The organism is Bacillus cihuensis (genome assembly GCF_000504145.1).
Lineage (GTDB): Bacteria > Bacillota > Bacilli > Bacillales > DSM-1321 > Peribacillus > Peribacillus huizhouensis.
Genome location: NZ_KI632495.1, coordinates 361,674 through 387,597, shown reverse-complemented (window position 1 = coordinate 387,597; position 25,924 = coordinate 361,674). Strand labels below are relative to the sequence as shown.

Below are 25,924 nucleotides of genomic sequence, written 5' to 3'. Positions count from 1 at the left end.
ACAATCTAAAAATGTAAAGTAGGCACTACTTAAATTGCAGTAACTCCTTTTAACTAAACTACACCGTTAGTCGATGAGTTAATAAAAACTAAAAAAGCCCATACGGAAAACCCGCAGGGCTAATATCGATTATTCCAGTTCTCTTTCCTCAAAATTGTAATCGACTTCTTTTGGTGCAACTTTAGCCTTTTCTAATGCTGGAGTATCAGGGCGAGCAATTTGATATATAGCAGCACCTACAATATTAGATACTTCTTTTAGCTTATCTAAACTAATTTTGTCTAAGGTATCTTGTGGCGAATGATACCATGGTTCTACTGGCGCATGGATAAACAATGCAGCAGGAAGTCCTATTTCCGCAAATGGAACGTGATCACTTCGCCCTTCCATACCGTAAGGAGTTGCTTCTCCCGTCTTGGCTAAACGAGCACCTGCTGATGCTCCTAAATCCGTCACGATATTTTTCTCACCGTCATTTGTGTACATAATTAATGGACCAGCATCCTTACTTCCAACCATATCCATTTGGAACATTCCGACTGTGCGATAATAGTCTTCATCGGTCATACTTTTAACAAATTCATATGAACCTAATAGCCCATTTTCTTCAGCCCCAAAGGTAACAAAACGAATGTCGGTATCGGTTTGAGCATTCGCAAATACTCGTGCCAACTCAAGCACAGTAGCTGTACCCGAAGCATCGTCATTTGCTCCCGGCGCTCCATCTACAGAATCATGATGAGCACCAACAAGAACCAATTGATTCTTCGATTTTTGAGTCGCTTCTTTTGTTGCTATCACATTATGAGAAATTGCCTTATTTGTTTGAGCTCCCTCTATTTTCAAGGTGGCCGTTACGGTTTCACCCTTTTTCAGACGTTCCTCTAAAGCAAATCCTTGATCGTAAGTGATGGCTAGAGATGGAACATAATCATCATTGGGTTCACCGAGTGTTCCACTGATTACGCCATCAGTATTGTTATAAATAATGACAGCAGAAGCTCCTGCCGCCGTAGCGTTCAAGATTTTATCAGCGAAGGTATAGGTACCACGTTTGATCAGAGCGATCTTGCCTTTTACATCTTTTACCTCAAAATCACTTGGTGCTCCTAAACCAACGTAAACTAGCTCATTAGTTACCTCCCCATTTACACCATAGGTAAAGCTGATTGGTGCAGGTTCGAAGGTCATACCATCAAGACTTAATTCAATTAAACTAGGTTCTATATAACTATTAATATCGAATGCTTGCACTTCCGTTTCATATCCATAAGACTCAAATTGGCGCTTTATGTATTCCACCGCTACGTCCTCACCTGGTGTTCCAGCAACACGTGGATTCTTTGAAAGCTCTGCAATATGATTGTAAATGTTTTCTTCCTTAATCCGTTTGACAATCTTGTTGTCAAACGCTTGATCCGATTGTAGATTTGCTTTCTGTGCTGGTGCGGCCCATACAGCAGTTCCCCCAAAGGAAAGGCTAGCTGCAAGTAAAATGGATAAGGATGTTTTTCTTATCAATGTGGTACCCCCTTTTCATTTCCTTTATTTTCAAAATTTACCACCTATATAAATAGTAAATGGATTTTCATAGTTTGTCCAATATTAAATGTTCAAAAAATTTAGATATTTATTGAGATATCTATCCACTTGTCCCTGATTACAACTGAAGCAAACACCCTACGTGCAATTTTCACCGCATTAGGACACCTTTGCTGAAGCAAAAAAGGCATAAATCAATCTTGCTCTTAACCGTAAAGAACAACGGATTCTTGACAGTGATAAGGATAAATATCAATCTTGCACATCTGCTAGCAAAAATGTATGCATAAGCCACAGACTGTGGTCATCGGGCCACTTAAAGCCGTATAGAATGTAAGAAAGGACGCTCTTCCCTTTCTTACATGCTGTAGTGTTGCGATCCCAATTATGTCTCCAATACTAATCATTGAATTAATTTCCGTTTTATGTAATAATTCATTTAATTAAAGATATATAGATTTGAGGTAAGTCTCTTGAAACTACCACTATGAACGATGTACCTATTGAAATAGAATTGATGAGAAAAGAACTAATAAAAGCCGGTCTTGAACTCGGCTTAACTGCACCAAAAACGTTATATTTAAGTCAAAAGCTAGATAAGCTAATGATTGTAAGCATTTGCTCCAAATGCATTCCTTTCTTCCCCGAATAACCTTTCATACGTTTTAGGCTGTTTCAGCAACTATCAAGCAGGTTCGATACCTGCTTGATATCAAGAAAAAAAACGAATGTTTTTTCCCTCAATCCGTGAAGCTTTCCCTGGTCCTGATCCAACCCATTAAAAAAGGTCAATTGTAGGAATCGACCTTTTTTATTTAATCTTGTTCAAGTAAAGCACCAGTTACCTTAATAACAGACTTCCCCTCCACGAAATACATCAAATCCATCGTCCCCTTGTAGCGACCAATCCTCTGGGGAAGTCGAAATTGATTATCAATTTTTAATTCCGGCCTTCTGGTACCCTTTCCTCTAATTCTGCCTGTTTGTTTTTGGCCATTAATAACTGTTTAATTTTGTGAAAACTGAAGAGCAAATCGGTTATTTTTATTCCTAAAATCAACCTAAATAGGTAAATTTAAGGATAACAAATTTAGTAATTAATCACTATGTACATGCCCCCATATTAATTGTAATATTCTCCTTGTAGTGAATTTATTGAATATTGTTACAATTATATTAAATGGAGGTTATAAAATGAAAAAGAAAGTCATTGCGTTATCTTTATCTGGTTTAATGGTAGTCGGAGGATTTGTAAGCGCTCCCAATTCTGTTGGGGCAGTCGGTGAAGGGCCGAATTATGGCGGAAATGAATCGATTCAGACTTCTATCCTACATACATACAATGAACTAGTTGAATTTCTTAAAACCCAAGATGCAAAACAAAATGATATGGAACTAGAAGTGATTGGTCAAACTGTAAAAGGCCGTGATATTTACCTCGCGAAATATATTTCTAACCCTAGCAATCCTACCATCCTCTTTTTAACCCAACAGCACGGTAATGAACAACTGACGACGGAAGGCGCTCTAGAATTTATAAAACACTTAGGAACGAACAAAATGAAAGGTGTTCTTGATCATGTAAACATCCTTATCGTACCAATGTTAAATGCTGACGGAGCAATGGGTGATGTCAACTTTTCCCTTGATGACTATGTCGCTGACGGCGGAAGGCATTTGACTCGCTATAATGCTGTTGGCGCAGATTTGAACCGTGACCATGTTGCCAAAATACATCCAGAAACTCAAGCATTGCACAATAATGTGTTAAAAAAGTACAAAATAAATTATATGATTGATCTCCATCATCAAGGAACTCAAAGTGAAATAGACGGGAAATATGTATCAGGGTCCATCCTTTATCCGACAAACCGGAATGTAAAGCCGGAAGTCCTAGAACGTTCAAAAAAATTAGGAGCTGTCGTGTTCAATGCTATTAACTCTAAGGGATGGGGGAATATTGGAAAATACAATGGCGGTTCAGAGGAAACAATTGGCCGTAATGGTGCCGCAGTTCAATATGATATTTCAACACTTCTTTTTGAAATGCGCGGCATGTCTGATCACAACTATGAGTCTTACGCACTTGGACAAAAAAGCAATGGTTATTTGATTAAGCAAACAATAACCACCCTTGATGCAGCAACTAGAGCCATCGCTAATGGTTCAATTGAAAAAGTGGATACAAGTTTTTGGAATACCCTTCCAACCCAAACGACTCGGCCTTCTGGAGAAGAAACAGAATAACTCCTTATATCAGCGATGATAGTCAATGTTCATTAGCTAATGATACACAATCAAATTATCTCTATATAAGGTCTTATGTTGACTAATAAAACGTGTACCAACCTAATCGTTGTATAGCATCACATTCCTGACGATACCCCAGTAAACTATATTTAGAGCTTGTTTTAGAGATAGTGATAATTTATTCCTCGTTATATTAGCCTTTGCTATCATGAGCAAAGGCTATATTTTTTGACGAGTTTCTTCTATTAGATGTTATATTGTCTTTTAAATTCAAAAATCTCATCAACAGCCTGTTGATACCTCGCCGATTTTTGCAAGGATTCTTTCATTTTTGCCGCAGCTTTATGGAATGATGACTGATTTAACAAATGGTCTGCGGATTCACGCAGCTGATTTGCATTCATACCTTGCATTTGTAATTGAATGCCGACTGCTATATTGGCACCCCAAAAACTTACGGCAAGAACGAGTTCGATCTCTTCCGCCGTATGACCGCAACACCTAGGAGTAAAACAGGAATGAGGAACTGAACCGTTAAGAAATAAAAGGGCATAGTTGTACCCATTCCTCGAATCATTTCCTCAAACGAGGGGATTGACCAGACTGAAAAGATAATAATTAAAAAACCAATTGGTAATACAAACTGTTTATAACTGGGCAGTGTTAGCCATTGTGAAGTGCCAAGTGTAAGCATATAAAAAAAGGAGGAAAGTTGTACGAAACCACCAAGAACCCAAAAGGCGATGACCATTGACTCAATATGTTCAAAAAAAGAACCGACACTTATAAATCTTGCAGCCTCAAACACAGGGAAATATAGGTTAGAAATAATTCCTCCAAATAATAAAAGATTCCCAAGATTAATAAATACCATGGTTAAGACACTGGCAATGACAGAAAACATTCCCCACTTCATAACCTTTTGTTGATTCGTTAAAAACGGGATCAGGAATGACATCAATGAAAATTGACTTAACCAGGCATGTGGTGCAATGGATCCTTTAATGGAGGGCATTATCCCATCTTGCATGATTGGAAATATATTTTTTACATTTAAATCAGGAATAAGAAAGACATAAATCAGTATATAGAGAGCTAAAACAATCGGCAAAAAGATTGTAGCACATCTTCCAATCGTTTCAATGCCCCCGTGGACAGCAATCGCGCAAGAAAGGGCAATACTACCGGTAACAAAAATGATTGGCGTTTTATGCAAAAAAGCACTTTCAATGAACTCACCATATTCCCTAAATGCGATAGCAGTATCGTGTAATAGAAAAAACAAGTAAATGAACGAGATAATTTTGCCAAGGGTCCGACCAAGAATAAGTTCACCATATTCGATTAGTGTTTTCCCTGGATATAACTTAGAAAGCTTTACAATAATCATGACGATGAGAAAGCCGCTCAAGGAACCCCATATGGGAGACAACCACAAATCACGCTTTGCATGCTGTGATGTGACATATGGGATGTAAAGAATGGCCGTGGCTACAACTGTTGCATACATAATGAGTGCTAGCTCTAAGTAAGAAATTCTACCTTTTTCAATCATATTTGTTCATTCCTTTTCTAAAAGGAGTCTATTTACCAAAACGTTTCAAATGATTTATAGATGAAATCAATTAATTGCCCAGGTCCCGGCATTTCTGGAAAGATAACGAGCAAAACAGCAAGAACCCAGTTAAGAAGCATCAACAAAAAAAAGGTCATTTTTACTTTTCTCCCATTTTTCTTCAACTTGGGCCATTGGTATAAAAAGATAAGCACCAATATAACTGTTACCCCTAATATCCCTCCAATCTTCATTGTTCAACACCTCTTTGACGTTTTCCAGTTGCCAAACCGGTTCTTTTAATCTTTACCTTCGTTTCAAAAGAAACGGCTACTTGTGGGAAAATTTCATTCCATTCGTCTTTCTTTTGTTTCCATATTTGTGGATATTTACTCTGAAATTCATTAGCAAAGCCGAAAATATCAGAATTTAACTTTTCCTGTACTTCCGAGAAAGCTAACCGTTCTCTTTGTTCAATTTCATCAGCAACCTTTTGCTTAGACCTTTTTATGACCTTTGAATTGAATAAGTTTAGTTTTGTCGTATTTTGTACAACTTCAAGATCTGCGTTTGTTTTGATGTGCATGCTCCATTGACCATTCTTTATGGAAGGGATCAACTCAGTATGGCTTCTTAATAATTTCAAGGAGATGTAGCCATTTTCGTCGTCAATAGAAATCGTAATCATACCAGATTTAATCTCATTTCTAGGCCAAAGAATACCCCTTGTTTCTTTATCGTCTAATCTTCCTACCATTTTTCCTTCCTTAAAAATGGCTGCTCCATTAATGATTGGAATTTCCTTTTTCTTATCCATTAGGGATGGGGGAAGTTTTTCAACCCAAGGAAGTACGGCTGGAGCAGATTCACCTGCTAGCATCTGGGATAAATCCTTCACTGTCACTTTTACACCTATATGTGTTTTTACGATTTTACGTAGTTGTTTTGCGGCGTCTCTTTCCAATTCAGGCATGGCCCCCAAAACATTCTTTGACCTTCCTTTCGAAACAAAAACATCGGCACGTATACGAGGTTCCGAATGCCGCATCCAAAAATCAATTTCATCATTTATTCCTGCTTTTGCTAATTTTTCACCAATAATGAGCACCTCATTTTGCCCCCAAAAAACCTCCCTTGTGAGTTCTTCCTGGAGTCGCGCCATCGCATCCGCAATGGTTTCTCCTTCAGCTGACCTAACAAATGACTGACCAATGCTGGAACTGCTGGACATCCCGGACTGTTGTCCGCCTTGTGAGCCTCCCGGGATATAAATTTGGGCCGATAATTCGATATTTTTGTTTTTGCCCTTATCTATACCTGCTGCCAAAATGAGAGCTAAATCATTCACCTCAGTGCGGTCCCAACATCCTGTTAGGAAAATCGATGTCAAGCAAAGCAGAAGCATTAAGGTCATAGCCTTCTTAATAGGTCTGATCATACAACTCAACTTTCGCCACCACCTTTGCTTGGACCGGGCTTTAGGTTACTGGACTGACGCCTTAGGTTACTAGTATCCTTTGAAATAAATTCAGGACGTGTATCCATGGCCCACCAAGGGGCTCGAATCAGGACATCCTTCAAATTTTGAATCTTAAGAGGCGCTATCGAATTGAAATATGGTACACCAAAGGACTTTAGGGTACACATATGTGCGACAATAGCGGTAATACCGATCATGACACCTAATAAACCTAACATTCCGGAAAAAATCATGATAGGAAAGCGCAGGATTCGAATCGATATGCCGGTCGCATATCTTGGCATTAAAAACGATGCGACACCTGTAATGGCGACTACCATGACCATCGGTGATGAAACCAGTCCTGCCGCAGTCGCCGCTTGTCCGATGACCAGGGCTCCGACAATACTAACAGCAGCGCCAACCTGTTTTGGTAATCTCACACCTGCTTCCCTTAGCGCCTCAAAAGTGATTTCCATAATAAACGCCTCAATCAATGCCGGAAAAGGGATTTGTTCGCGGCTTTGAGCAATGGTTAAGAGCAGTGTGGTTGGAAGCATTTCTTGATGAAACGTTAAGATTGCCACATATGCTGATGGAGCGAGCAAAGCGATAAAAAAGAATATATATCGCAGCCAACGGATCAAGGTACTGATGTAAAACGGATTATAGTAATCTTCAGGTGCCTGCATCAGACTTGCGAACGTACAAGGAGCAATTAATGTAATAGGGGTGCCGTCAATCAAGATTACAACACGCCCTTCCAAAAGGCAGGCACTTGCTACATCCGGCCGTTCCGTTGTTAAAACTTGTGAGAAAGGAGAAAACGGGTGATCTACAATCATTTCCTCAATATATCCGCTTTCTAAAATGCCATCAATCTTAATTCGCTTTAGCCTGCTTGTCACTTCATCAACTAATGTGCTGTCGGCAATCCCTTCGATATAAGCAACGATGACCTGTGTTTCTGTGTAACGACCAATATCCATTTGTTTCATTTTTAATAACGGATGACGAATTTTCCTGCGTAAAAGGGAGGTGTTTACTCTTAAAGTTTCAATAAAACCTTCTCTTGGTCCCCGTATGACTGATTCCGCGTCTGGTTCCATAATGCTGCGTTTTTCCCACTTCGGCAACCCAATGGAAATTCCATTTGTTTCATTTTCAATTAATATAATCGAGTTGCCAATTGAAATTTGTTTAAAAATATCATTAATCGAGTAAATGTCCTTAATATCGGAAACCGATATTTCCTTTTTTGTTTTCTCAAATATTGCACCATGTTCATGGTTTTTCATCTGAATAAGCGGCTTAAGCACATGCTGATCGACTTCTTCAGTATTTGAAAGACCATCAATGTAAAGAAGAACCGCATTAATGCTGCTACCGATACTAAATTCACGAAATACCACATCAGAGCAATCTTTATATACTGATTTTAGTACTTCTATATTTTGATTTAACTCCGTATGTAGAGGGATTTTTGGTAATGTATCCAACGATTCATTCAATTGTATATTTTGAAAATGATCTTTCTTCTTTTTCCATATCCCCGAAAATTTCATTAATTGGTTCTCCTTAGTACGTTTTAAGTGTATTTTTTGCACAATCTGTGAAGATTATTCTGACTTTCCAATTTTTAGATACTTGAAAGTATGACGAATTTTGTCGTGCAATTCCCAAAGAAATATTTAAAAAAGTTTGCATACAAAAAGCCCAGTTTTGCAGCTGAGCCGAATACTTATTTCTTCTTATTTCAGAACAAGCTTTGATACACATACAAAAGCCCCTCTTTGGACGTATATCTTATTGCAATTTGTCTTTATAAACCCCTAACCAATTTATCCAAATGGTAACCTATGATCCCAAAAAGCATTACCAATTTGTAAAAATGGGACTATTACCATCGACGGTAGGTCACGTCTTTGACGAGTTAATACATATGATTTATTTCAATGATCCCTCGTACTCCTTGACTAACTTATAAAAAGTCGTCCTTTTTATACATATTTCCTTCATCGCTTTAACAGCAGTCATCTCCCCTGCTTTCCAACGATCATAGACTACTCTGAATTCTTCAGTCACCTCAACTTTAGGTCGACCAAATACTGTTCCATTTTGCATAGCCAAATCAATACCCTCTGCCGTTTTCGAATTCGCTCCCGTTCTTCTTCCACCAATCCAGGAAAGAATCTGCAAAACGAGATCGGCTATGAAAGTCCCTAGGCTATCCTTAATTTGAGTCGTATCAAGCAGTGGCATATCCAACACCACAGAGTCAGCCTGGATGTTCTTAGTGATTTCATTCCACTCCTGTAAAATCTCTTCTTTGTTTCGTCCAAAGCGATCCAAGGAATGGATATATAAGACATCTCCTTTTCTCAACATTCGTTTAAGCAACTGATACGGAGTTCGATTAAAATCCTTTCCACTTTGTTTGTCCATGAAAATATCTCGTTCGCCTATTCCCTTTTCTTTCATGGCTTCAAGTTGTCGTCCCTCGTTTTGATCCTTGCTGCTAACTCGTATGTATCCAAACTTTCGAACGTCATTTTAATCTCCTTCATTTTGGTTCTTTTTCTATAATTCTATCAATAGGCGTTCACAAAAGTAGATATAACTAAACAGACGTTCGTAAATTAATTTTAAAGTTTACGAACGTAATTATTGAAAGTATTCAAACAAAAAATACCCATTCGAAAAAGTGTACTTTTATGAACGGATAAATTCCTTATTAGAATACTTTTACAAACGCTCTGACAGGGTAATTGTATTAATAGATTCAACAAAGTTTAATAAAACCTTTTTCAAAAAGTATGTGATTTGGATGCTATTGATATCGTTATAACGGAAAAGGAAGTAGGAGAAAACATGCAAGAAATACTTGAAAGGCATGGGGTGGAAGTGATCGTTGGGACGTAAATTTTTAGCATACGGGGACTGGCACTTTGTCCCATATTTGGGTAAATTCAACAAAATGAATGAATGTGCCCTAGCTTTTTGTGTGTTGCCCAAAAAACGATAATGTTAGCGTTCATTATAATGAGTCCTGGAAGAAAATCACATTTTCCTGACGCTACCCCATGCCCATCAAGCTAAAGAAATGAATTTCCCCCAAAATGAATAAACGTTATTCTTTCAGTAAAAAACTCGAAAAGAATGACGTTTTTTCATGATTCTCTCGCTATCTGAAGAATTACATCTATTCTCACAAGAATTACAACGCTTTCTATCTCCAGTAGTCCTACAAGACATTGCCAAACAAGTTGGCTTTGTAAACGATCTAGTAAGTATCAAGCAAACGAACTCATCGCCCTTTTCAGATGGCTCAGTCAGGAAGTCTCTAGCACATCACGGTTAAGAAGCTTCTACAGGGGTACTGATGAGCCTGGAAGGACTGAATCAACGCTTTAATCCAGCAGCCATCATTTCTTCGAGAAGTTTTTACTTCTCTTCTCACACAAAAATTCTGTTCCATTCAATCGCTTTCTGCACACATAATGTCTGCTTTCAATCGTATCCGTATTTTAGATGCGACAGTATTTCAGCTGCCTGATCAATTCGTCGCAGACTATCAAGGTTCAGGTGGGAGCAGTAATACGGAAGGCGTAAAAATCCAATTGGAATATGATTTACTCAGTGGTCAATTTCTTAACGTGCAGCTTGGCCCAGGAAAGAATAATGATAAAACATACGGTACCATCTGCCTTGAAACCGTAGAGGCAGGCGATTTATGTTTGCGCGATCTTGGTTACTTCGATTTAGGAGACTTACAAGCCATTCATGATAAAAAGGCTTACTATATCTCGCGGTTGAAGCTGAATACACGCATTTATATCAAGAACCCTGAGCCAGAATACTTCAAAAATGGCACGTGGAACGATGCGACTGCCCGTCGCAAAAAAAGGGGGATGGATTTCCCCATTCCCTTTTTTACTAGACGCTAATCTTATTTGACGTTTTTTATTTAGTAAATTTTGGTTTAAGATCACCTTTATAAGGTTCATGCTCAACGAATACAATTATGTCCTTGCCATCTTTGTCTTTACCAGTTCTTTTATACGTAAATTTATTATTATTAAGTTCTGTAAGTTCAAGAGCGGCACCATACTTATTATCTCCAATTGATACATGGGCTCTAATTTTATTTTCGTGTACAATATCGAAGTAGCCATAATCACCGCGGCTTTTTCCTGTTTCAATGTTGAAAAATTCATATTTATTCGTTTTGTCATCAAATTTTGCCAGACTTATAAACATCGAATTATACTTTGTTACATCATTGCCGTCTTCATCTAATATCTTTGTTCCGTTCCAAAGGGTACTACCTAAAATTTTATCTCCATCAACGTCTTTAACAATATCTCCTGTAGTAGTGTTCAACTGCTTGTCCGGATCAGTGAAAGACAGCTCTTTTTCTTTATATGGAACATGTTCAACGAATACCTCTACATCGTTACCATTAGCATCTTTCCCCACTCTTTTATAAGTAAAAACATCTTTATTTATTTCTGTTATGTCAACAACAGCTTGATAATTCATTGATTCTGAAATTAATATTCTCTTCTTCCCATCATTTGTGATAAAGAATGTTCCTTTATCGCCACGACTTTCACCTGTCTTAGCATCAAAAAATTCATATCTTCCTGTTTTCACATCATATTTCGCAAGGCCAATGAAGTTTGCATTCTCTTTTGTTAAGTCATTATTATCTTTGTCATACACTCTTGTACCTTGCCAATTTGTACTACTAAGAATGTTAGCCATTTCCTGACCTTTGGTTAACTTATCTTCCTTTTTAGTCTTCTTAACAGCTCGTTCTTGCTTCTGTTCACTATGATTTTCTTGGGCGTTAGCGTTGCAACCTGTTAAAAATAATGTGAATCCGAGCATTATTGATGTTATTGCTTTTGCTTTTTTGTTCATTTTTATCGTCTCCTCATTTTCTTATTGTGGTATATTTTAGATTATCCTAATAATTAAGCAGTAATACGGTATTGATTTTACTTGGAAGCTTATACAATCTGGCTATTTTGCTCCTGCTGTTAACAAAATTTGTTCAATAACTTTAATCTCTTTCTCACGTGCATATTGCAAAGGAGTTACATTATTTCTATCCGGAATGTTCACATCCGCCCCGTGATCGATTAGCAGTTGTATGGCTCGCTGTTGTCTTTCACCACCGTTATACAACACGATAGCTTCGATTAATGCGGTCCAACCGAGATCATTTACATGATTTACATCAATATCAGTCTTGGTGAGAAGTTCCTTGATGACATCTATATGACCATGTTCTGAAGCAGGAATCAATGCAGTTCCTCCATAACGGTTAATCTTCGCCGGATCCGCACCTGCTTCGATCGTAAGTTTAAGAATTTCAACATATCCTTCTGCACCGGCATATAAAAAAGGAATGTTTTTACATGTTATCTTGAATGTTGACGTCAGCCCCCGCTTTAATCAAGACTTTAGCGGTTTCGACATCATTATTATTAGTTGCGATCATAGTAGCAGTTCGTCTTTCTGAGTCCTTTGTATTTATATCGACACCTTCCTCAATCAATCTCTTTATTGTTTCTGTTTCCTTGCGTTCTGCAGCTTGAATTAATTGTTCATTTATATCTATTTCTACCCTTATCTCTTTTTCCTGTGTATTTGGTTCTGCAACATTATCTGAGATACATCCCTGAAGGAGGATAATGCCTCCAATAACTATTGTTAACTACCTCCACATCAAATTCACCTGCCTATCGTTCTTTTATTATTTTTTGCTATTAACTTGAAATGAAAAGGCTCAGATCCCCTCAATGAACTTAGTTACTACTTCTATTATGTTAGTACCCAAATGTAAACTCCCTCTAAATAAATTCTTAAAAAAGATAAACTTATTCTTAAAATTTCTTCATGTTTATAAAAAAATAACCGCCACCTTTGTGACGGGTCTAAAACACATTATTTAATTTAAACATTGAATCGGTATCCGGCTCCCCAAACGGTTTCCAAGAATTTCGGCTGTGCAGGGTCTCGTTCAATTTTCCCACGTATTTTCCTGATATGAACGGTGACCGTTGAAACATCTGCAGCTGACTCCAGCCCCCAAATCTTTTCATAAAGCTGTTCTTTGCTCAATACTTGGTTCGGGTGCATCACAAAAAACACGATCAAATCAAATTCCTTTGTCGTAAACGGAACTTCTTCTCCGTTAAGATAAACTTTGCGTGCTGACTTATCGATTGAAATTCCATGAACGAAAATCGTATTTGAATTGGTTGGGTTCCCTGCTAAACGTTCATAGCGCGCAATATGTGCTTTCACTCTAGCTACCAGTTCGCTTGGACTAAAAGGCTTTGTAATATAATCGTCTGCCCCTAAACCGAGACCCCGAATTTTATCGATATCCTCTTTTTTAGCCGATACAAACAAGATAGGAATATTTTTAACTGCGCGTATTTGTTTACATATCTCAAACCCATTTACTCCTGGAAGCATGATATCCAAAATAATTAAATCATAATGTTCTTGAAGAGCCAGTTGGAGTCCTGCATCACCATTATGTTGAATATCGACGCAAAAGCCATTTATTTCCAAATAATCCCTTTGCAATTCTGCAATGCTAATATCATCTTCAATAAGTAATATTTGTTTCACATTTTTCCACCTTTCTTTAGAGAAAAGAATATACTCGTACCTTTACCTAACTCACTAGTAGCCCAGATTTCCCCATCATGCTCCCCAATAATTTGCTTTGCAATCGCAAGTCCTAAACCGCTTCCGCCTGTCTGAGAATTTCTCGATTGTTCTGCACGATAAAAACGATCAAAAATATATGGTAAAGCAGAAGGTTCTATCCCTTGCCCATTATCTGTTACTTGTACAACCACATCATATAATTGTTCATGGAGAGAAATAGAAATGTTCTTTTTGTCTTTGTTCATATATTTCACACAATTGCTCATTAAGTTGGCCAATACTCGTTTAAATTTCTCTCTATCCGCTGTCACGTAGATTGGCTTATTCAAAAGATGCAACTCAATATGAATACCCTGCTGAAGTAAATCCAAATAAAGTTCTTCTACGTAGTCTCTCATATATTTATCTAGTTCGACAGTTTCAAAATGGAATGGTTCCTTTTTTAAATCCAGCTTGGAAAATAAGAACAACTCATCAATCAATGAATCCATATCTTTTGCTTTTAAGTACACAGTCGATAAATATTTCTCCATTTTCTGAGGGGTATTTGCTATACCATCCTTAATCCCCTCTACATATCCAATAATCGAAGTAATAGGTGTCTTTAAATCATGGGAAATATTAGACAGGAGCTCTTTTCGATTCTCCTCATACTGAAGCTGAAGATTAACGGATTCTTTTAATTTTATTCTCATTTCCTCAAACGCCCGATTTAATTGTCCGATTTCATCATTCGAAATGGCCTTGATTTCAAAATTTAAATCTCCTGATTTTATTCTTTCGGCACCTTCTTTAAGAATTGAGATAGGCTTAATAATGCTTCGTGAAACTAAATAGTTCAATATACCAATAATCATAATAAACAGAAATAGCAAAAGTCCCGATAAAATTGGAAACAATTCTCGAATGAGCTCAGCATAGGAACTTGCCTTTCTTAATACGAAAATACTACCTTCACTTTTATCCGGAAAATAAAAATCAAACTTCACATACGTAAAAAAATAGTCGTTGATTTTAATCGTATCTCGCGTATTGATGTTTGTTTCTTCAAACCCGGGAAGGGATTTAATCAATGCCTGTTTGTCAAGAGCTGGGGAAGCGTACTCAACTTTTGTGCCCTTTCTAACAACAATCTCGATATCCTCCTGCTCAATCCCCTTGAGCTCCTTTTCATTTAGGAGCTGTTTAGGATTTTTTTTAGCAAAAAGCTTTAAATCGAGAAATACACTTTCTTCTACTGTTGTCAAAGGTTTTTGTACATACGTTTTTTTGTAAAGATGTTCTATAGATTTTACATCACCTGTTATAGCAAAAATAATTAAAAAACCAGCTGCCAATAATAAAGTGATAGAAAAAAGGATCACCCCAACGTAAGACAACAGAAACCTCATCTTAATTGACATCTTATTCACTCGCTTTGTTATAAAATTTTCACCAGATCATTCCTTATTCTTAGCATGAAAGATACTTTTGTAAACCACACTATTCAGATAAAAGAAGCTCATTTTTCTAAGATATTAAAAGAACCATATCACACAAATCTTAAAACTTTCTAAAAAATGTATGAAATATTTCTAAACACCTTATAATTAGTGATACTTTATTCTGTAAGGAATCAATGCCCATTGAGTTGTAGATAAACCAACTTGAATAGGAATGGAACAATCATAAAACGAAAAAAAGACTTCCTTAAGGAAAATGCCCTTTAAAGGAAGATCGTTCATCATTATTAAGAGCCTTCTGCTGCTTACGTAAGATATTGTGGAAAAGCGCACTGGATAGTTTAGGTAAAATTACCTTTCCACACCTCCTTTTAGGTTCTATGAACCTTGTGAATTACCTTATAATTCGTATATCAATTCAGAATTTCAAATTATTAGACGATTGATCTAGCAATTCTAAATCCGATATCATCTATATAAAAATCAGGCATACTCTTGCTACGACAAGTAGCTCCACACCCACGTTCTTCTTCTGCCCAACTTCCTCCGCGGATTATTCTGTAATTACCAAATGTCTCTTCATCGTATAAGTTTCAGTGAAACCCCAAATATTTCCAATCGTATCATACAAACCCCATACATTAGGCTTCTTCTTACCAACTTCGTGTACTCGTTCCTAAGAATTATCTTTATACCAAGCAATTTCATCAATTTCACCATACCGATAATCTTTTGATTTCGCCTTACATGCATATTGCCATTCAGGATCTGTCGGTAAACGAAAACCATTAGTACCATAATTGCAAATAACTGCTTTATTTTCATTATCAAAATCGTAAAACCTGTCATAACCCAGTGCATCAGACAGTATATTGCAAAAATTTATTGCATCTATCCATGAAACATTAACAACTGGTTTTCGAGCCTCAGTCGTCGTTAAAAATTTCTTCCCCATAATAATCGCATAAAGTTCTTCTGTAACCGTATATTTTGCAAGATAAAATGGCTTTATCTCAACATTCCAAATAAATTCCTTTAAATTTTTTCTAATACCGAGCATTCCAAATTAATAGTTTGAACTAATCCATTTTTGCTCGTTCCGAAAATCTCATAGACGGATTTCTCCTTCAGGAATATACACCTTTAAATTTTTTAAGTAGCCATTTAAGTTAGCTGATATTGTACTCTCCTATGTTTTCTTTCTGAATCTCCTTACCAAAACTCAACTTCGTTTGCATCGACTTCGTACAACCTCCAGGTAGGACTTACAATATTTGGTGTTTATTTTAGCAATTCCCACGTTTTCAATAATTCTTTATCAATGTCTTCACGATGTATCATTTCTTTACTTTGATTTCCCAATAAAGCAATTTCCCTAGTCTCACTCGATCATTCTAAGAAATCTCTTGAACTTGCTTCTGCTGTCATTTTGGAAGCAACTCCACGTATCCGAATTTGTCTGCCAATTGTTGACCAATTGAACATTAAGGCAACTCTCGGGTTAGATTTCAATTGTTCCCTTTTTCTACTTGTGGCTGATGTTGCAAAGTACCATTTATTTCGTGTTACATTTTTTAGAATTAATATTCTTGCAACAGGTGCACCGGACTCGTCAATAGTGGATAATGTCATCGTATGGGGTTCATAAACACCTTCCTCAATTGCAATGTTTATCCATTCTATGAACAAGTCTGATGGGTATACGGGTAAATCCTTTGTATGAAATTCCGGAAAAGGACCGGCCAATACCAATATGCCACTTTCAATTCTTTTAAAAAAATAGTAATATAATCTAGAAAATTTTTTAGAGATGAGGAAAACTAATTTGATTACAGATGGAAATCTAGCGAATAAAGAGCAGCCAGAAAAAATCACTCAGTACAAGACGTATTCCTACCTAATGAAAATGAGGGGAAAAGGGCGGAGTCCTTTGAAAGTAAATGTGAAAGATGTTATAACTGGTTTTATTGGTGGGACTTTCACAATTATTATTCTGTATTTATTATCAATGTTTACATCGTCACCAATATTAATTGCTTCATTTGGAGCAAGTTGTGTATTAGCTTTTTCTCTTTGGAACTCTCCTTTATCACAACCAAGAAATATAATCGGCGGACATTTCATATCAACTTTAGTCGGATTAATTGTTTATCATGTATTTGGAAATGAACCTTGGTCTCTCGCCTTAGGAGTCGGATTAGCAATCAGTTTGATGATGTTAACCAAAACAACACATCCTCCAGCTGGAGCTGATCCGATTATTGTGATCCTTGGTACTTATACTTGGGAATTTTTATTTACACCAGTATTAATAGGCTCTATTGTCATTGTGCTCGTCGCATTATTCATTAATAATTTGCGAAAGGAAAGAAATTATCCGGTGTTTTGGATATAACAAATGAAGTAAGTCCTAAAAAATCCTCCCAGTCTTATAACTGAAAGGATTTTTTATACTACTCCAGATAAATATTACAGATAACCAGCACTATAACGACTAAACATATTCATGAATTTTCCCTTTAAGAATAGGTATAATTATACAGAATATACATATATTACTATGTAAAGTAAGGTATGTATATTATTTTTGACTCTGTTTTTCTTCTATATCCTTACTTTGGACGTGAGATCACCTTCTTATGTTGCCCCCCTCTTCAATTAGGTTCAACATGAACATACAGCATATACATCATGTATTTTCATTAATTCATTTTCAACTCTTGTTGAAATATCATGAGCATCTCGAATATCCAAATTAGAATTTACAAGAAGGACGCACACCTTGGGCTCCGTCGATGGAAGTGTTAAGTAACGGACTGGAAATGGCTTTCTTTGCAGCTTCCGCAGTGCGATGTTTACCTGTTGCTCAGCCAATGCCTATTAAGGCAGACCCTTTATTGGACATGATTGTTTTCACGTCAGCAAAATCAATGTTGATTAAACCTGGTACAGCAATTAAATCCGATATACCCTGGATACTTTGGCGAAGAACATCATCCGCTTCACGAAATGCTTCAAGCATGGGTGTATTTTTATGTAAAATCTCTAATAAGCGATCGTTTGGAATAACAATTATGTGTCCACTGCTTTCTTCATTGAGGCGATTCCGACTGCTGCTTGTGTTGCACGCTTATGGCCTTCCAACGCAAACGAAAGTGTTACAACGCCAATAGCTCACGGGCAATTTGAGCAATAGCAGGGGTAGCACCTGTTCCTATACCGCCGCCCATTCCGGCTGTAACGAATACCATGTCTGTACCTTTTAATGCTTCTTGGATCTGCTCTTTGCTTTCTTTAACTGCTTTTTTACCTATTTCTGGATTTACCCCTTATCCTAAACCTCTTGTCAATGTTGCACCGATTTGTATCTTGATCTCTGCTTTTGATAAATTAAGAGCTTGTGCATCTGTATTAACAGCAATAAATTCTACACCTTTAACTCCATGCTCGATCATACGGTTAACGGCGAATATCCACGAAAATGTAGGTACTATCCCCAAATACAAAAAAAGTGCGAGTCAAAAGTTTGTTTTTGATTTTATATTATTAATGTATGAATTTTGGCTAGTTTCATACATTCATCACAGTATGAACTCCAATATGCTTTGCGTAATGAATGGAAAGCTGAAACCCCCACTCAATTAATCAAGTGGGGGTTTCTATTAGTTTCACCTACTAGATCATAGTCAAAAAAACGCAAACTTGATATTCTTTTATTTTTCTAAGGAAATTTTAAGGTACTTCTTCTATTTCTTTAAACTCGAGTGGTTATGATACAACTATCAACAAAACAAGGAGGTTATCAAAAATGAACTTGATGACAATGCTTTTAACAGGTGCTTTAATCGCAGGTGGTCTAGGGGCTCATGCAGTGCTTGATAACCAACCAATAGCGAAATCAACCATTGCACCCTCACAATCTATTAATGAATTACAAGCAAAGACTATTGCCTTAGACACATCAAAAGGCGGTCTAGTAACGAACACTCAAACCATTGAGAATTACGGGATTAAAAAATACGAAATTTCTATTGTAAATCAAGATACAGAATATGTCGTGGATATTGATGCATCAACAGGTGACATTTTGAAAATTGATCAAAACACAAAAGATTGATAGGGCCATGGTACGAACGATTTAAGATCATTTAAAGAAAAATTCAATGAATAACCAATTTAGGAGGTTTTATCATGTTTCAAAATTTTAAAGTAAAACGATTATTTAAAAATCAAATTCATGAACGACAACAATTTACGCTAAACTTTAAAGGGAATACGTATCAAGGAATTTTCCATGATGAAGACATTCAGTGGTTCCACCCTCAACCTGAAAATAATCTTGAAGAAAAGGACCTTCAAGATTTGGAATCTACAGTGTATGACTTGATGACAAAACATACTAATCAAGATTTTAAAGTAAAACCATTGTTCGAAGATCAAGTTCATGAACGTCATCAGTTTACGCTTAACTTTGAAGGAGATCATTATCATGGAATTTTCCACGATGAAGAAATCCAGTGGTTCCACCCTCAACCTGAAAATAATCTTGAAGAAGAGGTCCTTCGAGACTTGGAATCTACAGTGTATGACTTGATGACAAACCACATCTATCAAGATTTTCAAAGTAAAATCAATGTTCAAAAATCAATCTTTTGAATGTCATCAATAGACTAAACATATAAAAGGTTGGGTATCTATATGATGCCCACCTTTTTTCGTTCCCAAAACATCCAGTTTTTTCTTAATGTATAACATTATATTGTTTCATACATTGAATTTTCATTTTTACTCCGTAGAATTTTCAATGGCTGTTTTGCGCAGCCGCTTTTTTTATTTGTCGTGCAATAATTGATATGAAGTTTGGACCATCCATTTACGCCGATTTTGATGGCTTTTTCATCCTTCAGATTCATTCATGTAGTCGTTTCATTCCTATTCTTTACAACTATCTGAGTAGATATATCATTGGATAGTCATAATGTTAGTACTCCGCCCTAAACAACCTACTTCCTTTGGATTCTATGGTTATCTGCCTCATCGACTTTTGTTTAGTACATGTAGAGTCTAAAGCGCTCCACTTATCATTCAAAGTCAGAGGGGCTTCGCGTCATAACATTGTCTTTTGGAGCAATGTCTGCCTTATCAATTAGAAGATAAAGGTCTGTTACCATTGTGGCCGTTCCGGTAAGCTTATTCACTAATATCCCCTGTTCAGACTTCTCACCTTCCATAACATGTTTCTTGTCCATCCGGGTTTTGAAACATACATACCACATAGGTGGAAAAGATGAGACCTCTTTGGGTCACGCCCAGTCTCTTTCCCTTGAATCCAGTCCTCATAACTAATAGAAAACAATGTGGTGTCGGACTGCCCCATCTTTTGCAAGGTTCTCCATGTCTACTAGTCAACACGGTTCTTGCCACCTGTTCCGAGGTTTGCCTTTAGAGAAATGCATTGCCAAGCACACAACAGCGAATCCCAAATTGTTTTATAGGATAACTAGTTTGGTATAGGTATTCATGTGATGCTTTAGTATCTTTTAACTTTGTAAGTAATGATGCAAGAAATGCTTATCTTATTTTGTCCCCATCACTTGATAACATTTCTTAAAGATTACCCTACTTAATTCAACCCATATCCAGCTATATATAAAAGAAAAAATGTAAATAAATCCTATTAGCTTTGATGAAAGAGATGTGCTGACAATTGGACCTAAAATAGGGAAATGGACAATATACAGAAGGAAACAAATTCCACCTAGCAATAATAAAGACGTAACAACAATGATTTCGATCCTTCTTTTTAAAATGAGAAACGCTATCCCCATTCCTAAACCTAATATCCCTGTTGTAAAAGGGAAAGCAAAAGATTCGCCTGGTTGTATCAGAGTCAGTAAAAAATACGTTAAAACGTAACTTTGAATCCCAAAGGTAATAGATATCATAGTACAAATCAAAATAGGAGCGGTGGCAAAAGGACTAATCAAATACCCGATCCCTGGGAGAAAGTTTCCACTTGACTGTAGGATAGCTGCAAGTGTAGATAGTAAGGCGGTTAGTACGAGCTTTTTAGAATAAGAAAATGGTTTAAAGTAATGGTGAAGCTTGTATGACTCTTGTGATAAAATGCTAAACCAACGCATAAGTTCCTCCTTCTCTATGCATACAGAACGTGCGATTTATTGGTCTCTATCCTTTTTCTCAGTACTTTTAGACTTAAATAGTCACCATTATTCCGTCACTCATTTTCACCTGACACTCTAGAAAAGATTAGTAAGAAAGTCGATCATAAAACGGGGGTAAATTTAGAGTAAACAGTCATTTGAATTAAAAGTTATTGTCTTCTATCCTTCTTTACTCGCCATAAAGAACCGGTTTTGAATTGGTCAGCGCATTTCCTTTTCCAACATCCCATTCGGCATATAATCATTCATATTCAATCACAATCCTTCCCCCATTCAAACCCACCTTCCTAATCATTATTCAGTTTGTTGAACAGATATACACGACATATAGACTGAGAAGGTCATACACCTATATATTTCATTTTGAATATCTTAGTACATAATTATAGATTACAAAGAGGAGGGAACAATCAATGACATCTATCTTTATGGATGTAGATTACGGTCAAAGAGATGCTTATCTTGAAGCCATTCTTACAGCCTTAGAGAAAGGGATGGCTGCAAAAGAAGTAGTATGTTCCATTACTACGGGTTTTCGAAAAATTCCATCCATGCGCGTTGCACCTGGTTTGAATCCCTATCATGCTTCTGTTGCAGATATCGGCTATGGATTCGATGCAGTACAAGGAACGATTAATCGAATCCGTCAAGGTGAATCCTTTTCTCTAGTAAAGGAAATGCTGGTGTTTGATCTTGATACACTTGGTATCAGTGTAAAACAACTATGCCCTAACTTTGAACTCGCTGTAAGAAAAGCAAACCCTGATGTTTTTTATCTGATAGAGCAAAGTCGCCATTTAAATTATCAAATTTCGGAAAGAATCAAGGAAGCAATAAGTCTTGGTAAGGCCCTACTTGGACCTGATTGGGATACCATACGTACACGAATCGAGAATATACAAGCAATTCCACGTCTGTGAGTAAAGTAGAAACTATGAAATTAAATGAATAGGGATGAGTGTTATACTCAGGATAAATTGGAATTCCATAGTCATCTTAAAAAAATACATGCCAAATAACATGTAATGGATAATTTAAAAATTGTATATAAGGACAAAAGAGATTTTACTAATTGGTTTATATTAATAAAATTATTCTTTTTGCTTCATTTACCCATGCATAGGCAAACTAAGGAGGAAAGTAACAATGCCAAACACACGACATTTGAATTTAAGTGAGGAGGACCAGCATCGATTGTTGGAATGGTGGCAAACAATGGAATCGGCCAAACCAGTAGTCCATCGGTTAATATCTTTAGTGAGTGAACTTCGGTTAAATCCGGAATCAAGTCATGCAGATGGAATGATTCTTTTTTACCGAGCTATCTCCGAGATATCCTATGGTTATGCAGGTGTTCGAGGTGGTGTCCGCCGTGCATTTACAAAGGAATTTGGCGATGCTCTTAAGATCAATATGGTAATGTGTATTAGCTTCATCCCTAAATTCTCCGGTGATGCGAAAGTTCTTCTCGAACGTATAGCCAAACAAGTCACTGGATCAAGCGCTCTTCAATTGATACAACGGATTAGGGAGATGTTAAAGGAAAATGATATCATTTTAAATAGATTAGAGAAAAAAGCTCATACTTTCATTGGAAAAGATACCTTTCAGGACATACAAGTAAAAATGCAGAAAGATATGATTATGGAATAGAAGGAACTGAACCACCCTAAAAAGTAATAACTATTGATTCTGATTTTTATGGTTAGAACCTATTAATAAATATTTGAAATGAGGACTACTTCTCTTTGAATACATTGAAATAGAAGTTTTTTTCAGGGAGAAACATACTCAATTAAGATTATAGCGCCCTGTTTAAAAACATGGAATGAAAATTCACAAGATCCCAATAATCGAATAGATACTGTAATGTTTGTGACACATTCCTTAGAGGTAATTAGGTTTTGTTCGAGAATAATGAAGGAACATTTCTTATTCCTTAGATTAGGATTTAGGTGCGGAGATACACAATTAATAGATGAAGCGAATCATTTTGATCATGTATTCGAAAAGATTGAACAACGATCTAATTCATTGACAAATCAAACAGTTCCTAAGCAAATGAGAAGATCTAATACGCGTTAAAACGAAAAGCATTAGGATTAATTCTTTCATGCCAGTTGCCTGGTGCAAATAATTCCCCCCTTAATCGATTATAGTAGTAGGGAAGCCAATTATTTTAGAAAACGTTTATTTTAATTATACGAAGAAAAATTGAAACCCTTTGCTGATTCAATCATCAAAGAGAATGTTTTCTTTTTAAGAATTATGGCCGATCATGCGAAATTTATCGTTCACCTTCTTGATCCATCCGAAAGAAAGCTTGTAGATATGGTACGAGACTTTAACAACAATTTTGATGAATTGCTTTTTCAAGCTAGAGATTTTGAGGGAATGAAGCCACATTCTCAGACTGTTCCTCTTCTGGATTAATTTCTAGATCAGAATCATGGGTCTGTAGTTTCTTTTAGAGACTTCAAAAAAAACACGGAGTTTAATTGATGAATACAGGATAAAAAGTATTATCCACCTCTTATTAGCAGATCATGTTTTTCGGGAAGCCAGACCTTTCCTTGAAATTATTGACATGTTTGAAGCTCACCTTACGGAAAAATGCCTTAACGTTGATAAACGGCGCTTGGTATTATTGTAAATACCAATGACAAAAGGCCTTGTTCTATAATCATTTGAATGAAAGTTTCCTTTTTCATGTAATGCAATGTAGTTCGCTTCATTAAATTCTAGGATAATTACAAAAGCAATATAAAGTAAAACATACAATATCTCGTACAATCTCAAAAACTACTTTAACCTTTTCTATTTCTGAAGGTTTGTTTCCATAGAGTTCATCGACCTTTGTTTGAATTAAGGCATGTGTATAGTCAACCACATTTAACTCCTTTAAATAATCGGTCAAATCTGAAAACTCAGGTATAAGTTCATATATACTCCCCACTTCATGTACAAACAATTATATTTTTATTCAATCACTGATATTCAATTAAATGGCCAATTATCGGAACAACTCTATTTTAATCAACAGTTCCTTAATCCACCTTTCAATTCAAATGTACTATAAAAAACACCCCTTTAGATAACCATATCCAAAAACGGTGCAACTTTTTTATAAACATCGTTTGAATCTATGTTTGATGGCAAACAAAGAGAATCCATTTTGAAAAAAGATTGATCATTTTTAGTGGTGCTTCTTAACCTAAATCCACCAATTATCTTTATATTGGTTTTATAATTATCAAGACCTAAATTGTGAAAAGTCATAAAAAATAAAGAGTGATACATATTAGTCATGTATATATGTATCGCTCTTTTACTTCTTGTTCCATAATAGCATTACTGGTTTTTGGTGGGCCTAATTTTTTATAAAAGGATTTTGTAAAAACAACTTTTTATAAATGATAAACAATACGATTCCAATTAATCCAGCCATTGTATTCAATAAAATCTCATCGATATCAATAGCACGAGAACCTCCCTCAGAATACACATATCCTGAAACGATGAAATTATCGAGAAGTTGATATGTTTCGATGAATATTGTTGTTAGAAAAATGGTTAACACTACTCAAATTTTGTTTACTATAATTCCTAATGAAAGATAGCGAACGCTAATGGTGTTAACAGTAATAGTTCCCCTAAAGTCGATAATAGTTACAGGTGCAGCTACCGTAACTAAATCGCTGATAATGGTTTTAAAAGGGATTAAATTTATTCGTTCCATATTCATGTATGAATTTCCTACTTAAGGTTTCCACTTTTCTTCGTAAATATCTGTTTGATTTAATATTTTTCCTTTTATTCTTTGATGAATTCCTTTGTACTTCTCACTGTATCAATTGGGCGAACTAATTTTTCTATTTCTGCACGTTTAGGCTCTAAGAATGGAGGTAGAGATAATTTTTCCCCAAGCGTTTCATAAGGTTCATCTCCCATAAAACCAGGACCATCTGTAGCAAACTCAAATAAAATTTGCGGTGCAACTCTTGCGTATAATGACTCAAAAAAGTGACGATTTACATATCCGGATGTATGGATTCCAAAACTACTCATTCGTTCAATCCATTCTTCTAAAACAGAGCGATCCTCTACACGTAATGCGGCATGGTGCACCGTACCAAAACCTTGCCGGGCTTCAGGAAGAATGGCATTATATTCTACAATGATCGAGGCACCATTCCCGCCTTCCCCTACTTCAAATAAATGGAATGACCCTACTTTATCTGTCTCTTTAAATAATAGGACTTTTTCCATCATTTCTTTAAAGTAATCAAAGTTCGCAATACGGACAAATATAGGTCCTAAACCAGTAATGGCATATTTCAGTGGGATTGGACCTTTTTGCCATGGTGTGCCAGATTTCACACCTTGGTTGAATTCATCTGAAATCAATTGATATTGTTGTTCATCAAAATCAATGAAAGAGAGTGTTTTCTTGCCAAATTGCTCTTTGATTCCAGTATGCTTCACTTCTAAACGATCAAAGCGTTTTACCCAATAGTCTAATGCTTCATCATTCGGTACACGGAAAGATGACTTTGAAATCTCATTTGTACCATGTACGCCTTTAGGTATGCCGGGAAAGTCAAAGAAAGTCATGTCTGTGCCTGCGCTACCTTTATCATCTGCAAAGAATAAATGATAAGTTTGAATATCATCTTGATTTACCGTTTTTTTAACCAAACGCATACCTAAAACATAAGTGAAAAATTCATAGTTCTTTTCTGCACTACTTGTAATAGCTGTTACATGGTGTATTCCTTTTAGATGGATCATTATATAT

The 25,924-nt window shown here is 36.3% G+C and carries 19 protein-coding genes and 5 pseudogenes; 9 read left to right on the top strand and 15 right to left on the bottom strand.

All coding sequences use genetic code 11. From position 1 onward, the window contains the following. Positions 1 to 129 precede the first annotated feature (129 nt). Positions 130 to 1,518, bottom strand: a complete 1,389-nt coding sequence (locus V179_RS0107675; RefSeq protein ID WP_028390949.1) for a M28 family peptidase — start codon at positions 1,516 to 1,518, stop codon at positions 130 to 132. Positions 1,519 to 2,029: 511 nt separating this feature from the next. Between V179_RS0107675 and V179_RS29815 the strand changes: the two genes are divergently transcribed. Together V179_RS29815 and V179_RS0107670 are read left to right on the top strand one after the other, a co-directional pair. After that, entirely contained in the window at positions 2,030 to 2,194 is a 165-nt protein-coding gene (locus tag V179_RS29815; RefSeq protein WP_084552264.1) for a Spo0E family sporulation regulatory protein-aspartic acid phosphatase, read from the top strand. A 542-nt stretch (positions 2,195 to 2,736) separates the two neighbouring features. Then, positions 2,737 to 3,789, top strand: a complete 1,053-nt coding sequence (locus V179_RS0107670; protein WP_028390948.1) for a M14 family zinc carboxypeptidase — start codon at positions 2,737 to 2,739, stop codon at positions 3,787 to 3,789. Between the two features lie 457 nt (positions 3,790 to 4,246). On the opposite strand, the gene V179_RS0107660 is transcribed toward V179_RS0107670, so the two are convergent. The 5 genes from V179_RS0107660 to V179_RS0107635 all read right to left on the bottom strand — a co-directional run bounded on the left by V179_RS0107660 (position 4,247) and on the right by V179_RS0107635 (position 9,335). Further along, entirely contained in the window at positions 4,247 to 5,347 is a 1,101-nt protein-coding gene (locus V179_RS0107660; RefSeq protein ID WP_028390947.1) for a GerAB/ArcD/ProY family transporter, read from the bottom strand. A gap of 32 nt (positions 5,348 to 5,379) precedes the next feature. After that, positions 5,380 to 5,601, bottom strand: a complete 222-nt coding sequence (locus V179_RS0107655; RefSeq protein WP_028390946.1) for a hypothetical protein — start codon at positions 5,599 to 5,601, stop codon at positions 5,380 to 5,382. Beyond that, a complete protein-coding gene (locus V179_RS0107650; RefSeq protein WP_028390945.1) occupies positions 5,598 to 6,785 on the bottom strand; it encodes a Ger(x)C family spore germination protein in 1,188 nt (395 codons plus the stop codon). Before V179_RS0107650 ends, V179_RS0107655 begins: the two co-directional genes overlap by 4 nt. 5 nt (positions 6,786 to 6,790) lie before the next feature. After that, complete coding sequence (locus V179_RS0107645) at positions 6,791 to 8,371, bottom strand: spore germination protein (protein ID WP_028390944.1); 1,581 nt, start codon at positions 8,369 to 8,371, stop codon at positions 6,791 to 6,793. 382 nt (positions 8,372 to 8,753) lie between these two features. Next, a complete protein-coding gene (locus V179_RS0107635) occupies positions 8,754 to 9,335 on the bottom strand; it encodes a recombinase family protein (RefSeq protein ID WP_028390942.1) in 582 nt (193 codons plus the stop codon). Positions 9,336 to 9,978: 643 nt separating this feature from the next. Here V179_RS0107635 and V179_RS27390 point away from each other — a divergent pair. Next, positions 9,979 to 10,681 (top strand): annotated as a pseudogene (locus V179_RS27390) (IS4 family transposase); the annotation flags it as partial. Between the two features lie 88 nt (positions 10,682 to 10,769). Here V179_RS27390 and V179_RS0107625 read toward each other — a convergent pair. The 6 genes and pseudogenes from V179_RS0107625 to V179_RS31595 all read right to left on the bottom strand — a co-directional run bounded on the left by V179_RS0107625 (position 10,770) and on the right by V179_RS31595 (position 16,687). Then, positions 10,770 to 11,732 carry a DUF4822 domain-containing protein gene (locus V179_RS0107625; protein ID WP_028390940.1) on the bottom strand — a complete coding sequence of 321 codons (963 nt, stop codon included), beginning with the start codon at positions 11,730 to 11,732 and terminating at the stop codon, positions 10,770 to 10,772. 102 nt (positions 11,733 to 11,834) lie between these two features. Continuing rightward, a pseudogene (locus V179_RS27385) lies at positions 11,835 to 12,525 on the bottom strand (ankyrin repeat domain-containing protein). Between the two features lie 245 nt (positions 12,526 to 12,770). After that, a complete protein-coding gene (locus tag V179_RS0107615; protein ID WP_028390939.1) occupies positions 12,771 to 13,457 on the bottom strand; it encodes a response regulator transcription factor in 687 nt (228 codons plus the stop codon). Further along, entirely contained in the window at positions 13,454 to 14,902 is a 1,449-nt protein-coding gene (locus V179_RS0107610; RefSeq protein ID WP_028390938.1) for a sensor histidine kinase, read from the bottom strand. Before V179_RS0107610 ends, V179_RS0107615 begins: the two co-directional genes overlap by 4 nt. Positions 14,903 to 15,375: 473 nt before the next feature. Beyond that, positions 15,376 to 16,001: pseudogene (locus V179_RS27380) on the bottom strand (formylglycine-generating enzyme family protein). A gap of 329 nt (positions 16,002 to 16,330) precedes the next feature. Further along, a complete protein-coding gene (locus tag V179_RS31595; protein ID WP_235178984.1) occupies positions 16,331 to 16,687 on the bottom strand; it encodes a pyridoxamine 5'-phosphate oxidase family protein in 357 nt (118 codons plus the stop codon). A gap of 154 nt (positions 16,688 to 16,841) precedes the next feature. On the opposite strand from V179_RS31595, the gene V179_RS0107595 reads away from it, so the two are divergent. Further along, positions 16,842 to 17,336 carry an HPP family protein gene (locus tag V179_RS0107595; RefSeq protein WP_152534758.1) on the top strand — a complete coding sequence of 165 codons (495 nt, stop codon included), beginning with the start codon at positions 16,842 to 16,844 and terminating at the stop codon, positions 17,334 to 17,336. A gap of 381 nt (positions 17,337 to 17,717) precedes the next feature. Here V179_RS0107595 and ftsZ read toward each other — a convergent pair. Continuing rightward, positions 17,718 to 18,408 (bottom strand): annotated as a pseudogene (ftsZ, locus tag V179_RS27370) (cell division protein FtsZ); the annotation flags it as partial. 341 nt (positions 18,409 to 18,749) lie between these two features. On the opposite strand from ftsZ, the gene V179_RS0107575 reads away from it, so the two are divergent. Both V179_RS0107575 and V179_RS27365 read left to right on the top strand, forming a co-directional pair. Continuing rightward, a complete protein-coding gene (locus V179_RS0107575) occupies positions 18,750 to 19,058 on the top strand; it encodes a PepSY domain-containing protein (protein ID WP_028390936.1) in 309 nt (102 codons plus the stop codon). A 74-nt stretch (positions 19,059 to 19,132) separates the two neighbouring features. Then, positions 19,133 to 19,597 (top strand): DUF5342 family protein, encoded by a 465-nt coding sequence (locus V179_RS27365; RefSeq protein WP_051404876.1) that lies wholly within the window; start codon positions 19,133 to 19,135, stop codon positions 19,595 to 19,597. A 920-nt stretch (positions 19,598 to 20,517) separates the two neighbouring features. Here the strand turns inward: V179_RS27365 and V179_RS0107560 are convergent. Beyond that, positions 20,518 to 21,084 (bottom strand): YybS family protein, encoded by a 567-nt coding sequence (locus V179_RS0107560; RefSeq protein ID WP_028390934.1) that lies wholly within the window; start codon positions 21,082 to 21,084, stop codon positions 20,518 to 20,520. A gap of 455 nt (positions 21,085 to 21,539) precedes the next feature. Here V179_RS0107560 and V179_RS0107555 point away from each other — a divergent pair, with 455 nt between their 5' ends. The 3 genes and pseudogenes from V179_RS0107555 (at position 21,540) to V179_RS27360 (ending at position 23,779) form a co-directional block, all read left to right on the top strand. After that, positions 21,540 to 22,046 (top strand): hypothetical protein, encoded by a 507-nt coding sequence (locus V179_RS0107555; protein ID WP_028390933.1) that lies wholly within the window; start codon positions 21,540 to 21,542, stop codon positions 22,044 to 22,046. 226 nt (positions 22,047 to 22,272) lie between these two features. After that, a complete protein-coding gene (locus V179_RS0107550) occupies positions 22,273 to 22,779 on the top strand; it encodes a hypothetical protein (protein WP_028390932.1) in 507 nt (168 codons plus the stop codon). Positions 22,780 to 22,995: 216 nt separating this feature from the next. After that, positions 22,996 to 23,779: pseudogene (locus tag V179_RS27360) on the top strand (DUF2935 domain-containing protein). Between the two features lie 1,160 nt (positions 23,780 to 24,939). On the opposite strand, the gene V179_RS0107525 reads toward V179_RS27360, so the two are convergent. After that, on the bottom strand, positions 24,940 to 25,917 hold the full coding sequence (locus V179_RS0107525; protein WP_028390929.1) for a ring-cleaving dioxygenase: 978 nt from the start codon (positions 25,915 to 25,917) through the stop codon (positions 24,940 to 24,942). Positions 25,918 to 25,924: the final 7 nt, after the last annotated feature.